General features: G+C 48.4%; 5 protein-coding genes. 3 read left to right on the top strand and 2 right to left on the bottom strand.

Annotation, left to right across the window (positions count from 1 at the left end; all coding sequences use genetic code 11):
* Positions 1 to 26 precede the first annotated feature (26 nt).
* Both H6F91_RS07510 and H6F91_RS07505 read right to left on the bottom strand, forming a co-directional pair.
* A complete protein-coding gene (locus H6F91_RS07510) occupies positions 27 to 6,713 on the bottom strand; it encodes a putative Ig domain-containing protein (RefSeq protein ID WP_190789283.1) in 6,687 nt (2,228 codons plus the stop codon).
* A gap of 391 nt (positions 6,714 to 7,104) precedes the next feature.
* Positions 7,105 to 10,761, bottom strand: coding sequence for a putative Ig domain-containing protein (locus H6F91_RS07505; protein ID WP_190789282.1), 3,657 nt, complete (start codon positions 10,759 to 10,761; stop codon positions 7,105 to 7,107).
* 717 nt (positions 10,762 to 11,478) lie between these two features.
* Between H6F91_RS07505 and H6F91_RS07500 the strand changes: the two genes are divergently transcribed.
* From H6F91_RS07500 to H6F91_RS07490, 3 genes are all read left to right on the top strand, one after another.
* Positions 11,479 to 12,648, top strand: coding sequence for a leucine-rich repeat domain-containing protein (locus H6F91_RS07500; protein WP_190771065.1), 1,170 nt, complete (start codon positions 11,479 to 11,481; stop codon positions 12,646 to 12,648).
* A 667-nt stretch (positions 12,649 to 13,315) separates the two neighbouring features.
* Positions 13,316 to 15,487, top strand: coding sequence for an adenylate/guanylate cyclase domain-containing protein (locus tag H6F91_RS07495; RefSeq protein ID WP_190771064.1), 2,172 nt, complete (start codon positions 13,316 to 13,318; stop codon positions 15,485 to 15,487).
* A gap of 428 nt (positions 15,488 to 15,915) precedes the next feature.
* The gene (locus tag H6F91_RS07490) at positions 15,916 to 16,668 is read left to right on the top strand and encodes a hypothetical protein (RefSeq protein WP_190771063.1); all 753 of its coding nucleotides are present in this window, start codon (positions 15,916 to 15,918) and stop codon (positions 16,666 to 16,668) included.
* The last annotated feature ends 62 nt before the right edge of the window (positions 16,669 to 16,730 follow it).

Here is a 16,730-nt window from a genome sequence, read left to right as displayed (position 1 = left end):
GGCTTTGCTGTCAGACAATAAATTTATCAGGCCATGACAAGTATGCTTGATGCGTTCAGAGTTGGTCGATTTAGCAACCGCACGATCTCCACCTGAGCAACGCTACCTGTCCCATCAGCATCAAAAAACAGTCCTCCATTGCCAGGATTGTAGATGAAGCGATCGCTAGCCCGCAGCGCTCGAGTACCCACCGCAAAGTATTCACGGGCAAGACTGCCAAGAGGGTGATTGAGGTGGAAATCTGTTCGAGAAATGAGCAAACGATCTTCTCCGGGGTGGAAATCAGTAATAAAATCGCTGGCTCCTCCTAAGGGAACGTCTATGTGGAAAGAGTCCTGATCGCTGCCTCCTGCCAGGCGATCGCGACCGGCACCCCCCATTAAGTTATCGGCTCCAGTGCCGCCCCGAAGCCGATCTTGCCCTTGCCCTCCAATCAAAATATCGTTGCCACTCCCCCCATCTAATGAGTCATGTCCTGCCCCTCCATATAAAGCATCATTGGCACTCCAACCAAATAAAGCGTCATTATCACCTAAGCCTTGAATCGCATTTTCCTCGTGGTCCCCGTTGAGCCGCTCAGCTCGGGCCGTACCGCTAATAGACGAAGCTAAAGCCGCAACAGTGAGCCTCATAGTAGCCGTTGCTCTTGCTCCATCGCTGTCTGTAATCGTGTAGGTAAACTGATCAAGGCCGGTGCTATAGGGCACATAAACGTAATAAGCATTGTCACCCATTACCATTAAGGCTCCTTTACTCGGTCTCGTCACATCTGTAATGGTTAAGCGATCGCCAGGATCAACATCGTGATCATTTCTCAGAAATACAGATTTTTCGATTGGCAAGTTCCGGTTCTGTTCAAATCTAATGTTGTCCTGGTGGGCGATCGGAGCATCGTTTGTATTCCCAACCGCTAAATCGAAACTGTCACTGATCGAAGCACCAGCCTGATCCGTCGCTGTTACTTGAACTCTAATTGTGCTTACATGGGCATTCGTCGGAGTGCCGCTAAAGGTCAATGTCGAAGCATCAAAGCTAAGCCATGAAGGAAGGGATTGACCATCTTCTAGAGTTGCACGATAAGTCAGAAGGTCGTTGGTATTGGCATCTTGAAATGCGTCTCTGGGCATTTCAAAAACAAAAGCTTGATCTTCTCTCGCAACTTGATCAAGTAGGGGATTAGCTAATGTTGGAGCATCATTGTGGGGCAGGATGGTCAACGTAAATACATCACTGCTAGACGCTCCAGTTAAATCAGTTGCGGTTACCCGCAAATTGATGGTGCCAGCATCAGTAATGGTTGGGGTACCCGTAAAAGACTGTGTTGAAGGATCAAAGCGAAGCCAGCCGGGGAGAGAGGTTCCGTCTTCTCGAGTAGCGCTATAAGTGAGGGTGTCTCCCGGGTCAAAGTCTTGAAATGTATTGCTGGCAATTCTAAAGTTGAACGACGCATTGCTCAGGATTGATTGATCCGCAGTAGGAGCAGCCAGTGTTGGAGCATCATTGGTATTTCCAACTACTAAATTGAAGCTATCACTGATCGAGGCACCAGCCCGATCCGTCGCTGTCACTTGGATGCTAATCGTACCCACATGATCATTTGTCGGAGTGCCGCTAAAGGTTAATGTCGCAGCATCAAAGCTCAGCCACGAAGGAAGTGGCTGACCATCTTCTAGAGTTGCACGATAAGTCAGAAGATCATTGGCATCTTGAAATGCGTCTGTGGGCATTTCAAAAACAAAAGCTTGATCTTCTCTCGCCACTTGATCAAGTAGGAGATTAGCTAATGTTGGAGCATCGTTGTGGGGCAAGACGGTCAACGTAAATACATCGCTGCTAGACGCTCCAGCTAAATCGGTTGCGGTTACCCGCAGGTTAATAGTGCCAGCATCGGTGATGGTTGGAGTACCCGTAAAAGACTGTGTTGAAGCATCAAAGCGAAGCCAGTCGGGGAGAGAGGTTCCGTCTTCTCGAGTAGCGCTATAGGTGAGGGTGTCTCCCAGGTCAACGTCCTGGAATGTGTTGCTGGCAATTCTAAAGTTGAACGACGTATTGCTCAGGGTTGATTGATCCGCAATAGGAGCAGTCAACGTTGGAGCATCGTTTGTACTCCCAACTACTAAATTGAAGCTATCACTGATCGAGGCACCAGCCTGATCCGTTGCTGTCACTCTGACACTGATCGTACCCACATGAGCATTCGTCGGAGTGCCGCTAAAGGTCAATGTCGAAGCATCAAAGCTAAGCCATGAAGGAAGGGATTGACCATCTTCTAGAGTTGCACGATAAGTCAGAAGGTCGTTGGTATTGGCATCTCGAAATGCGTCTCTGGGCATTTCAAAAACAAAAGCTTGATCTTCTCGGGCCGCTTGATCAAGCAGGGGATGGGATAATATTGGAGCATCATTGTGGGGCAGGATGGTCAACGTAAATACATCACTGCTAGACTCTCCAGTTAAATCAGTTGCAGTTACCCGCAAATTGATGGTGCCAGCATCAGTAATGGTTGGGGTACCCGTAAAAGACTGTGTTGAAGCATCAAAGCGAAGCCAGCCGGGGAGAGAGGTTCTGTCTTCTCGAGTAGCGCTATAAGTGAGGGTGTCTCCCGGGTCAAAGTCTCGAAATGTGTTGCTGGCAATTCTAAAGTTGAACGACGCATTGCTCAGGGTTGATTGATCTGCAATAGGAGCAGCCAGTGTTGGAGCATCATTGGTATTTCCAACTACTAAATTGAAGCTATCACTGATCGAGGCACCAGCTTGGTCCGTCGCTGTCACTTGGATGCTAATCGTACCCACATGATCATTTGTCGGAGTGCCGCTAAAGATCAATGTCGAAGCATCAAAGCTAAGCCACGAAGGAAGGGGCTGACCATTTTCTAAAGTTGCATGATAAGTCAGGAGATCGTTTATATTGCCATCCCAAAATATATCTCTGGGCATTTCAAAAACAAAGGCTTGATCTTCTCCCGCAACTTGATCAAGTAGAAGATAGGCTAATATTGGAGCATCATTGTGGGGCAGGATGGTCAACGTAAATACATCACTGCTCGACGCTCCGGCTAAATCGGTCGCCGTTACCCGCAGGTTGATAGTGCCAGCATCAGTAATGGTTGGGATACCCGTAAAAGACTGTGTTGAAGAATCAAAGCGAAGCCAGCCAGGAAGAGGGGTTCCGTCTTCTTGAGTGGCGCTATGGGTGAGGGTGTCTCCCAGGTCAACGTCCTGGAATGTGTTGCTAGCAATTCTAAAGTTGAACGACGTATTGCTCAGGGTTGATTGATCCGCAATAGGAGCAGCCAGCGCTGGAGCATCATTCGTATTTCCAACTACTAAATTGAAGCTATCACTGATCGAGGCACCAGCCTGATCCGTTGCTGTCACTCTGACACTGATCGTACCCACATGAGCATTCGTCGGAGTGCCGCTAAAGGTCAACGTCGAAGCGTCAAAGCTAAGCCATGGAGGAAGGGATTGACCATCTTCTAGAGTTGCACGATAAGTCAGAAGGTCATTGGTATTGGCATCTTGAAATGCGTTTCTGGGAATTTCAAAAACAAAGGTTTGATCTTCTCTCGCCACTTGATCAAGCAGGGGATTGGCTAATGTTGGAGCATCGTTGTGGGGCAGAATGGTCAGCGTGAATACATCGCTGCTAGACGCTCCAGCTAAATCGGTTGCGGTTACCCGCAGGTTAATAGTGCCAACATCGGTAATGGTTGGAGTACCCGTAAAAGACTGTGTTGAAGCATCAAAGCGAAGCCAGTCGGGGAGAGAGGTTCCGTCTTCTTGAGTGGCGCTATAGGTGAGGGTGTCTCCCAGGTCAACGTCCTGGAATGTGTTGCTGGCAATTCTAAAGTTGAACGACGTATTGCTCAGGGTTGATTGATCCGCAATAGGAGCAGCCAGCGCTGGAGCATCATTCGTATTGGCGATCGCCACCGCAAACACATCACTAACAGAAGCTCCCGTTCGGTCAGTTGCCCTTACTCGCACGTTAATCGTGCCTAGATGAGCATCTGTTGGAGTTCCACTAAAGGTCAGGGTTGTGGCATTGAAATTGAGCCATGTTGGAAGGGGACTGCCATCTTCTAATGTTGTACTGTAGGTAAGCACATCTCCTACATCGGTATTTCCAAACGTGCCATTGGGAATTGTGAACGAGAATTGAGTATCTTCAGCGGCAGATTGATCGGCAATCGCGTTATCCAGGGTTGGAGCCGTATTGCTCGTAATGGTCAGGTTAAAGACATCGCTGATGGAAATGCCAGAGCGATCGCTCGCTGTCACCTTTAATTGCAAGACACCAACATGCGCACTGGCGGGTGTACCTGTAAAACTCCGTGTTGTGGAATTGAACAGAAGCCAGCTAGGAAGAGAACTCCCATCTTCCAGGGTTGCGTTATAGACAAGAGCATCACCCGGATCGATATCCTGGAACGTAGTGCTGGGTACGGTGAACAGAAAGGGGATTTCTGTTGTAGTGGACTGATCGGCGATCGCATTGACTAAAGTTGGGGCATCGTTGACGTTGGTGACTGCTAATATAATCCAGGTGCTAGCGCTTCTACCGAAGCGATCCGTTGCTGACACAGACACATATCGAGAACCCACATAAGTATTGGAAAGCGTACCGCTGATCTGCCCGGTTTTGGGGTCGAACGTGAGTGAGTTGGCAAGCGGAAAAGTAGGCTGGAGACGCGCTTCGTAAACCAGAAAGTCGTTGGCATCGTTATCCCTAAAAATATCCGCAATGGTCATGGAGAAAAACTCGTCTTCAATGACCGTTTGCTGTTTGAAAGGGGTCACCACGGCAGGCGGGGCATTAGAGCTCGCAATTTCTAATGCAAAGGTGTCGGTTGCGATCGCACCTGCCGTGTCTGTTGCCGTGATTTGAAGATTAATAAAACCTACATCGGCACTCGCTGAAGTTCCACTAAATGTGAGGGTTTGAGCGTTGAATTGAAGCCATGTAGGAAGCGCCCTACCATCGGCAAGAGACGCTCGATAGCTGAGAAAATCACCTCCATCGGGATCCGTAAACGCATTGGCAGGAATCGTATATTGGAAAAAACTACCTCTCACAGCCCATGTATCGGCAATTTCTTGCCTCAGAGTTGGTGCGGTGTTGGTGAATTCTCCTCCCAATACCGTTCTGCCATTCAAGAATCGTGGGGAGTAAAGATAAACTCCTGAAGGCTTGTTCGTACCGTCCCTCAGCACATTGGCATAACTGGAATAAAAAACAACTGCACGTCCATCAATCGAGACTTCAGAATCAAATAAATCTGTATCCAAGAAGGGAGCCGGATTAGACCAACCCAGAGTGGGACGAGCCGGGTTTTCAATGAAGCTTCCCTCAATGACCCTTGTTTCTCCAGTTTGGCGATCGTAGATATAGACGTTGCCCAGGGAGGTAGAGGAGCCTACTACCAAATTGGTTGCGTTGGAGACAAAGCTTACATAACGCCCATCCTTGGAAATAGAAGGGAGGCGAGAGTTACCGTTTGCCTGCTCCCCTTGCCCTCCCATAGAAATTCGGCTCGTTTCCCCAGTAACTCGGTCGTGCAGAAAGATATCAATTGCACCATTGGTATCTCCACTGACCAATGTTCCATCCGATGAGCTAAACACGACATAGCGCCCATCACCTGATATCTCTGCCGGGCTTACTTGACCTGTGTTTTGGGTTCCATCGGAAGCAACAGAAACTCGGGTTGTTTCTCCAGTTTGGTGATCACGAACAAAGATATCTTGCAGATTATTGGTGTCATTAGAAACAATGTTCGTTGCAGTGGAAAAGAATGAAATGTAACGGCCATCATTTGACATACGCGGCCAGCGTGAAAAGTGCAAGAATGATGGATCGGCAATTCCATTAAAGGGAACAGAAACACGGGTATTTTGCTGAGTGAGGCGATCGTAAACAAAAACATCAAAATGTCGATTGACATCCTCTCCCGGTGCAAGGTTACTCGCGCGAGATGAAACGGCTACATAACGCCCGTCGGCTGAGATAATAGTGCCGATTGTCGCATCAGACAGCTGGTTGCCATTGGCATCTAATGAAATGCGGATGGTTTCACCCGTTTGGCGATCGTGTAGAAACGCATCCTCTAACCCGTTTGTATCACCTTCTACCAGATTGCTGGCATACGACCAGAAGGCTACGTAACGTCCATCCGCTGAAATAGAAGGGCTGCCAGACATACGATCGCCTTCAATTCCACTAGAACTCAGCGAAACTCGGCTGTAGGTTTTTGTATAGAGGTCATAAACAAAGACATCCTGAGACTGATTCGTATCACCACGAACCAAACTGCTGTCATCGGCTTCAAAGGCCACATACCGCCCAGTCGCAGAAAAGGAAGTGCTGGAACCATTTGATACATGGCCCAGGTACAGCATCTCTTGAGTGCCGTCGGTGAAAACAAAACCTAAGCTTTCACTCTCAGCACTGTTACCGCGAAAATAGGTCAGCCGACCTTGATTGATATCATCCTGGGTAAAACTGCTATCAACACTCAGCAACTGCCCATTCAGTTGTAGTAAACCACCGGTAGGTAAATGGGTAATCGTGTAAACCAGTTGTTCTGGAGAGGTATCTGCATCGCTGACTTGCAGCATCGCACTGGTAACAGTGACCCATTCGTTTTGAGCTGCTGAAATACCTGTATTTACGGTTAACTCAGGCGCTTGGTTGGTTGTGCTGGACATAGCAGTAGGAGAATAAATGCGGTAGTTTCTAACACCAACCCAGGTAGGCACCAAGATAGGTAACTTTAAATTACCGAGATCTAAAAATTTCTAAAGCCGTAGTTTTCAAGAATTCATCCCAGCTTAAGAAGCCGCTCGTTTAACCGTAATTACACGGTGCCCGCCCCTAACTCAATTGTGTAAGGCTATACGACACCTTGGCACAGTAAAACCAAGCACCCTTATTTCGTCGTTGTTTTGTCGCAACAAAATAAGGGTTCTAAGGAGATTTCCAGTAATGGAATTACCCCCAGAATGTTGGTGCTTTGCCCGCGAAGCGGGCAAAGCACCAACATTCTGGGTAAATTCTTATGCAGAAACCTCCTAAGTTTGCTATCGGAGGGCGAATCTATCAAGCCATGACAGCTAAGCTGGATGCCGTGAGGGTTGGTCGGTTGAGCAACTGTGCAATCTCAATCTGAGCCATGCGACCCGTTCCATCTGCATCAAAGAACAGTCTTCCATTTCCGGGGTTGTAGATGAAGCGATCGCCACTCCGCATTGCTCGGGTCCCAACCGCAAAATATCCACGAGCAAGGCTGCCCAGGGCATGGTTGAAGCGGAAATCTGTTCGGGAAACCAGCAATCGGTCTTCTCCAGTATGGAAGTCGGTGATCAGATCGCTCGATCCAGTGTTGGGAGCGGCCAGGTGAAAAAGATCTTGCTCAGTACCACCTGTTAGGCGATCGCGACCTGCACCCCCCACCAAATTATCGGCTCCAGTGCCGCCTACAAGGTTATCTTGCCCTTGCCCTCCAACCAGAATATCGTTGCCACTTCCCCCATCCAATGAGTCATTCCCTGACCCACCATACAAAGCATCAGGGTTACCCGCACCCAACAACGCATCATCACCGCCAAGACCTTGAATTCCATTTTCTTGACCATTCCCGACGAGGCGATCGGCTCGGGCTGTTCCAGCAAGGGATGCCGGTAAAACCCTGACAACCAGATCCACGACAGATGTTGCCGTCGCACCGTACTGATCCCGAATGGTGTAAGCAAATTGATCCGCCCCAGAGCTATAGGGTACATAGATGTAATGAGCATCGTTGCTGCCCTTCATCAAGGCACCATTGCGAGGCTTTGCCACAGATGAAAGGGTAATACGATCGCCCGGATCCATATCGTAATCATTCTGCAAAAGCCTGGATTTGTAGATGAGCAGATTACGGTTCTGTGCAAAAACAATCTGATCTCTATGGGCAACAGGGGCATCGTTCGTGTTAGCGATCGCCAAGGCAAACACATCGCTGACAAAGGCTCCTGCCCGATCGGTGGCTCGTACTTGCACATTAATGGTGCCCACATCGGTATTTGTTGGGGTACCACTAAAAGTCAGCGTTGAAGCATCAAAGCTCAGCCATAAGGGCAGGGGTTGACCATTTTCCAGGGTTGCACTGTAAGTCAAAACATCGTTTATATTGACATCTTGAAATGTGCCAATGGGAATCGTGAATGAAAACGGCGCATCTTCAGTCGCGGATTGGTCCGCGATGGCAAGGTCTAGGGTTGGAGGCGTATTGCTTGTTATTGACAGGCCAAAGACATCGCTGATTGAGGCTCCTGCGCGATCGCTCACTGTCACTTTTAGTTGAAGATTGCCAGTATCGCCGCTGGTGGGTGTACCGATGAAACTTCGCGTTATTGGGTTAAACGTTAACCAGGAGGGAAGAGGGCTGCCGTCTTCCAGGGTGGCGCTGTACGTGAGAATATCACCAGCATCTATATCCTGAAAGGTAGTGTTAGACAGGGCGAAAAAGAATGGCAGCCCTAGGGTGGCCGACTGATCGGCGATCGCCTGGGTCAATGTTGGAGCGTCGTTGCTGTTAGTAACCGTTAATAGGAGCGAGGTGCTAGTGGTTCTGCCGAAGCGATCGGTGGCTGAGACGAACACATTTCGAAAACCGACATAGGCATTGGAAAACGTACCGCTGATTTGGCCTGTTGTGGGGTCGAAAGTGAGCGACTGAGGAAGTGGAGCACCTCTCTCTAGAACTGCTCTGTAAACCAAAACATCGTTGGCATCATCATCTCTAAAAATATCCGCAATGGTCATGGAGAAAAACTCATCTTCAATGACCGTTTGCCGTTTGTTGGGGGCTACCACGATAGGCGGTGCATTAGAGCTCAAAATCTCTAATACAAAGGAGTCAGTAGCCGTAGCACCCGCTGTATCCGTTGCCGTTACTTGCAGATTGAGAAAGCCTGCATCGGCACTCGTCGGAGTTCCGCTAAAGGTCAGGGTTTGAGCGTTGAATTGCAACCACGTGGGAAGCGTACTACCATCTGCAAGAGAGGCACGATAGCTCAGAGCGTCGCCCGCATCCGAATCCGTAAAGGTATTGACCGGAATCGTGTACTGGAAAAAGTTGTCTCCCGCAGCCCATGCATCCACAATTCCCTGCCGTAGAATTGGTGCGGTGTTGGTAAAGTCTCCTCCCAACACCGTTCTGCCATTGAAGAATCTCGGGGAGTAAAGGTAAATTCCGGGTGGTTTGTCCGCGCCGTCTCCCAGCACATTGGCATAACTGGAATAAAAAACAACAGCACGACCATCAGCAGAGATTTCGGAATCAAACAACTCAGGCTGTAGAAAGGGAGCCGGATTAGCCCAGTTCAGTGGAGAACCGGCAGGATTAGCAATGTAACTGCCTTCAATAACCGTTGTTTTTCCGGTTTGGCGATCGTAGGTGTAGACATTGCCCAAGGAGGTGGAGGAACCTGCCACCAAATTGGTTGCATTAGAGACAAAGGTGATATAACGCCCATCTTTGGAAATGGAAGGCAGGCGAGAGTTACCGTTGGCCTGTTCTCCTTGTGTCCCCATTGAAATCCGGCTGGTCTCGCCAATAACCCGGTCGTGCAGGAAGATATCGATCGCACCATTGGTATCTCCACTCACCAATGTTCCATCGGAGGAACTAAACACAACATAACGTCCATCACCAGACATTTCTGCTGGGCTCACTTGGCCCGTATTTTGGGTGCCATTAGAGGCAACAGAAACTCGGGTTGTTTCTCCAGTTTGGCGATCGAGAACGAAGATGTCTCCTTGATTATTGGTATCGTTTGGAACGATGTTCGTCGCTGTCGAAAAGTATGAAATATAGCGGCCATCATCCGAGAGGCGCGGCCAACGTGAATAGGTTGATGGTTCAGCAATTCCATTAAAGGGAACGGAAATACGGGTATTTTGCTGCGTCAAACGATCATAGACAAAAACATCGAAATTCCGGTTAATATCCTCCCCAGGCGCAAGATTGTTCGCAAAAGAAGAGAATGCAATATAGCGCCCATCCGCCGAGATAATGGTACCAAAGGTATAGTCAGAAAGCTGATTACCATTGGCATCTAATGAGATACGGATCGTTTCACCTGTTTGGCGATCGTACAGGAAAGCATCCTCGATTCCGTTTGTATCTCCCTCCACCAAGTTGCTAGATAACGACCAGAAAGCTACATATCGTCCATCCGCTGAAATAGAAGGGCTACCGGAATTACTATTGCTTTGCGATCCATTTAAGCCCAGTGAAACGCGGCTGTAAGTTTTCGTGTAGCGGTCATAAACAAAAATGTCTTCAGACTGGTTCGTGTCGCCACTCACCAAACTACTATCGCTGGATGCAAAAGTTACGTATCGTCCAGTCGCTGAAAAGGAGGTGCTAGAGCCTTCTAATGTTTGGCCCAGGTACATCATCTCCTGAGCGCCATCGGTAAAGGCAAAACCAAGGCTATCGCTCTCAGCGCTGCTTCCTCGAAAATAGATCAGCCGACCTTGATTAATGTCATCCTGGGTAAAACTGCTATTAACGCTAAGCTGTTGCCCATTCAGTTGCAGTAGACCATTCACAGGCAAATGGGTAATGGTATAAATCAGCTGATCCGCAGGCGTGTCGGTGTCACTAATTTGCAGCATCGCGCTGGTAACGGTTACCCATGTATTTTGGGCTACGGGAACACCCGTATTGACCGTCATACTGGGCACTTGATGAGTTGTGCTTGACATAGCAGTAGGAGAATGAATGCAGTAATTTTTGACACCAAGCTTGTGGGCATCAAGATGGGTGACTTTAAAAATACCGACATCTGAGAATTTTCTGAGTTAGGACCTTTAAGAGTTCATCCCAACTTAATATCTCTTCTTTAACAGCCTCATATAAAGGGTTACTGCGCGTTACGCTCCCCATTCTCTTTGTCTTCATAGCCTTGAAAGTTAGCGATCCCTTCGGAATCGCCAACTACCACTTTTTCGTTCAAAACTGCGTAGCACGGCTTTCAAAAGGGCTTTTCAAGTCCTACGTTTTAACGAGAATGGTGATGGGTGTGTGTGCGAACTTTTAGAGATTTGAGATGGGACATCGCTGATTTATCCGTGATTATGCTGACACCTTATTGCTAAGTAAATGACACTTACTTGCCACTGATCCACTGAATTCAGAATTTTTTGTAACTCTTCTCATAGAGAGTCCTTATGCAAGGTTATTATTTTGCAAGAGTAAAAATTAGAGATCTTAATACAATTCAACAGGTTTCACCGGAAAGTCAAAGCAGGCTTTAGTATCCTTCTTTACCTAAATAAGAATAGCGATCGCTCACCCAACTGCAATCGTTGGAGGTTACGGGCAACCTCATTCGCAATCGCACCTGTCCCTTGTCCAATGGAACCTGCCAGTTCTAGTCCACCCACCCTCCCTACCCCCAACCGTTTTGAGGATACCCTGACATGAATCGATGGTTTATCGGGTCAACGATCGCTCTGACACTTCTAACCGTTACCCCGGCGATCGCCCAGGAATCCTCTGAGGACCCCGTTACAGCATTCCGTGAGTTGTGTGAGGGGCGCGATCGCCTCTCTTCCGATGCTCAGTACACCATCGAGCGAATGTTAGGGCGGTTTGAGTCAGGGGATTGTGCGATCGCCGCCGAAACCTTGGGCACCGAAACCACCCTGAACCTGCCCTCTCTACAACTGCGCAGCATTGAACCACTAGCGGTACTCACCCAGGTAGAAAGCCTAAATGTGGCCGACAACCAGATTACCGATTTGTCTCCCCTGACCCAGCTCCCCCATCTGCGGCATCTGGACTTATCGCAAAATCAGCTAACCGACATTGCTCCCCTGGCGACGTTGACCCAATTAGAAAGCCTTCACCTATTCAGCAATCAAATCGACGACCTATCCCCACTGTCGGGTCTGGTCAACTTAACCACGTTGAATGTGGCTTTTAACGAGGTCATAAATCTGGCCCCACTACAACCCCTTCAGAATCTGACCGATCTCTATATCCACGAAAACAAACTTCAAGACATTAAGCCCATTGCTTCTCTGCCTCAACTGAAAGTGCTCAAGCTTGGCGGCAATGATCTACACGATATCAGTCCTCTCGCTTCCCTACCCTACCTGGAGTCTCTCACCCTTGGCAGCAACCAGATTACAGATGTGTCTCCCCTGGCAAATCTCACCTATCTAAAAGGGTTATCCATTGATAACAACCTGCTTGATGACATTCGTCCTCTGGCAAACCTGAGCCAGCTCACTCACCTCAATCTATCAAGCAACGAAATCATCGACCTGGAACCATTGTCAGGCTTGACTCAATTGACTCACCTCGACCTTTACGATAATCAGATTATTGATATTGAGCCATTAGCTAAATTGCCTCAGCTGATGGACTTGAACTTAGCCGTTAACAGAATTGTGCGCGTTCGCCCTCTGGCTCAACTCTCCGAATTGCAGCGTTTGGATTTGGCCCGTAATCAGATTAGGAATGCGCGGCGGTTGCGATCGCTCTCTCGCCTTACCTGGCTTGATCTCTCCTATAATCCTTTGACCGATCCCACCTGTCCTATTTCCAATATCACCTGCTTCACCCATCCTCTTCCTCAACTTTGAACAAGTCATCCAAACTCCGCCCCGTAGGTAAGCGGAGTTCAGTTTAAGGGCGTTTTCAAGTGCCGCGCACTGTGTGGCACTTGAAAACGCCCTTTTGGCGTGCAAGTCTTAGTCACCCCATCCACACGTTTGAAACATGACCCAATCTTATCCAGACAAGGATAGCCATATATAGCGCTGTGCACGTTGATTAAGTACGGTGGTGTGGGGCACGAAGTGCCCCACACCACCGTTGTTGTACTTAACGCACTTGCACATCGCTATAATAATTTTATACCGGCAGATCATAAAAGTGTTATCAACAACCCTGCGTTAACAAGAAGACTATATTAACGTCATGATTTTTGAGGAAAATGGCTCGACAATAAAGATAAAAGCAATGGGATTACATCTACAACATCTCGGGAATTTCTCTATCAACTTCTGAACCCTTACAATAACCAACGAGTCCACTTACAGTGTCTCGCAATCTCCCTTGAAGTCTCAATACTTGATGTCATTTGGCGATTTCAGCATACAGTCCTTAATAAATATCCGGGCATTTATTTCTCTCATTAGAAAGAATTAATGTTAAGCCCTCTGTGTTAGTAGGCTGTTTATTCTCATTCAAATTTCACAGCCTCAAGTTGTTATAAATTGCGTTTTGTTTAGGACGTGAGTGCCCCCCATGACAACTCCGCCTGTTAAGAGACTGTTGCGTCAATCCACCAAAGATCAGCCCCTACGCATCATCTTCACGGTTCCAGTTTTGTTACAGCTCATCGGTTCCGTAGGGTTGGTTGGCTATCTTTCCTTCCACAATGGCCAAAAAGCAGTTCAAAATCTCGCCTCTCAATTGCGTAGTGAGCTATCCGCTCGGATCAAACGGGAGCTAGAGGGCTACTTTAGTGCCCCCCATGCCATTAACCGCCTCAATGCCAGTGCTTACACCTATCGAGAGCTGGATGTTGTTGGAGCAACCAAAGGCGAAAACGCCATGTTCCAACAGATGAAGATATATCCCACGATCGCCTTTGTGTACTGTGGCAGCGCCCAAAATGGGGAGTTTTTTGGCGTACTCCGCGATCCCAAAACAGGCGAGTTACAACTCTCTTATGGCAATCGCTCCAATCAATTCATTCGTGACTATTACAGCTTGAATGCTCGGGGTAGTCGAATGCATTGGCTCTACAAAGCTCAAAAGCCCTACGATGCTCGCACGCGCCCCTGGTTCACTGCTGCCCTTTCCACAGAACGGGCCATCTGGACGGATGTTTACATCGCTTTTACGACAGGGCTGCCCAACGTCACCGCCAGTCTTCCCGTGTACGATCGCACAGGTCGCGAACTTCTCGGGGTCTGTGGCACTGATGTGGTTCTACCCGAGGAGTTTCGCCTCTTCCTCAGCAACCTGGAAATTGGCAAATCTGGTGAAGCCTTTGTGCTGGATCGGCAGGGACATCTGATCTCCAGTTCAACTAGCGAACCCCTGATGATTGGGGAAAAAGAAGACGCCAAGTTTTTGAAAGCTGTCGACAGTAGCAATCCTCTGGTTAAGAATTCGGCCCGCTATCTACTCGAGCAGTTTAATGGGTTCGACTCCATTGGTCAGGCTCAACAACTCGAATTCAAGCTCAACGGCAAAAAACAATATTTAGAAGTACTGCCCTTTAAAGATGGGTTTGGGTTGGATTGGCTCATCGTAGTGGTGGTGCCCGAGTCAGATTTTATGGCAGAGATTGATGTCAACACCCGCACTACGTTTGCCTTGTGTCTGGTGACATTGGCGATCGCCCTCCTCACCGGCGTTGCCCTCACCCGTTGGGTAACCTCTCCCATTCTGCGGCTGAATGCTGCCGTCAAAGACATTGCTACCGGCAACTGGGAGCGCAAGGTAGATCTGGATCGCACCGACGAATTGGGCCAACTGGCTGAGTCCATCAACCTGATGACCCAGCAACTCAAAACCTCTTTCAACACGCTCGAAGTTCAGCGGAACTCCTTCTCTCGCTTCTTCCCATCCGAATACCTCCGATTCCTCGCCAAAGATGCGGTGACGGATGTGGAATTAGGCGATCACGTCAGCAAAGAAATGGCCATCATGTTTTCGGATATTCGGTCATTCACCACCTTCTCTGAAAAGATGAGCCCGCAGGCTACCTTCAACTTCATCAACGCTTATCTGCAGCGGGTATCGCCTGCGATCCGTGATCACAATGGGGTGATCGTCAAATTCCTGGGCGACGGAATGATGGCTGTGTTTCCCGATGCCGCCGATGATGCGGTTAGTGCAGGCATTACCAAACTCCGCTATTTAGAGGCATTTAACCAGGAACTTGAAGCCAATGGGAGCAGACCCATCGCGATCGGCATGGGCATTCATATGGGCCACGTGATGGTGGGCATTGTGGGCGAACACAACCGGATGCAGGCCGATACCCTCTCTGATATTGTCAATCTCACCTCTCGGTTGGAGGGGTTAACCAAGTTTTATGGTGTTTCCCTGATCATCTCGGAGAATGTGCTGAAGGCATTGAAGCACCCCGAAAACTACCGAACCCGCTTTCTCGATCGCGCCATTGTGATGGGCCGAACGGAGGCGATCGCCATCTATGAAGTCTTCGACGCTGAACCCGAGCCCATCCGTCAGCTCAAAGAAAAAACTCTCTCCGACTTCGAAAACGCCCTGGAATACTACCGTCTGGGCCACCCCACCGCCGCGCGCGAATGGCTAGAGAAAGTGCTCTTTGTAAATCCGCACGATCGCACCGCCATCCTCTATCTGGAACGGGTTGCCCTGCTACAGGAACGCGGCATCCCAAAAAATTGGGATGGGGTTTGGGCCTTTACTCAGAAGTAGCAATACTCTGGACAGTTTTTCTGAAACCCTTGATTTTGCGTGCGCTTCGCGCACGCAAAATCAAGGGTTTCAGAAAAACTGTCCGAACTAATGAAATAGAGAAGATGAAATTTATACTTAGGCGATCGAGTTAAGACACATTATTGTTGGAGAGCCGTACAGCGCACGGCTCTCCAACAATAATCGTCCTGATTCTAAATGCGTATTGCTATATCCACACTTAAAATCAGCCAAAAAACGAGATTTCGTCATCGGAATGGAATAGCAAGATATCGTTTTTTGGCTATTTCAAAATGTTTGTTCTAGTCAAGTCACCAATCTATAAGCAGAATGTCAGAAATGTGAGAACGTCACCTTTGACAGAGGGGCAAAAGCAAATGAATTCTATAGGCTAAGCCTATATTTACATTTCTTCATGGAGTTCTCACATGGCTGCAAAAAAAGAAGCAGAAAACCAAAAAGACACCAATCAAGTTGACACTGATGTAAATCAAAATCTAGATCAACTGGTTGAATCTTTGCAGAGCGATCTCAACAGTATTGCCATCGAAGATGCCCTGGCATTAATTGATCAATGGCAGTCCCTTTTGAGCAAATCAAAAATTAATGGCGGCAAAGAATTAGCTGCTGAATTGAAAGAATTGCAGAAGTTGCTGAAGAGTGACAAATCCACCGGCCATGAAATCAGTGAAGTGTTGATTCAAATCGGTGAACGCACCGCTGAATTTTCTGGAGAAGCCGAAAAAGGCTCAAAGCAAACGGTTCAACGCTTGAGCAAGCAGCTTCGCAGCGCTGGCACCTCTATCGCCAAGGCCGAAGATCGGGAAATGCACGAGCAACTCGACACCATTGTTGAGAAGAGCGAAGGAGACGAACTCACAACTCTGGATCCCGAGCAGGCTGTTGGGGCGATCGACTTCTGGTACAATATGCTCAACAAAGCTGAGGGAGAACAGTACAAGGAAGTTGCAAATAGCTTGAAGAGCCTGAAGCAAGCTCTCAGCCGTGGCAATTCCAAGCCTGAAACCATTGCCAAAGCCCTGGCTCATGTTGGCGAACAAACCGCCCAGATTGCATCTGAAGCCCCTCGCGGTTTCAAAGGTGTTCTGCAAAAGGTTGGCCGTCAGCTCAGCAGCGCCAGCGAGTCTTTAGCTGAAGAAAAGTCTGGTTCCTCAAAGTAATCTCACTTCAAAGTGATCTATAGCTATCACTAGATAGCTTGTACCAAAGAGAGGTAGGGCTT

The sequence above is a fragment of the Leptolyngbya sp. FACHB-8 genome, from assembly GCF_014695575.1.
GTDB lineage: Bacteria > Cyanobacteriota > Cyanobacteriia > Elainellales > Elainellaceae > Vacuolonema.
This window is presented reverse-complemented; position numbering and strand designations above follow the sequence as displayed.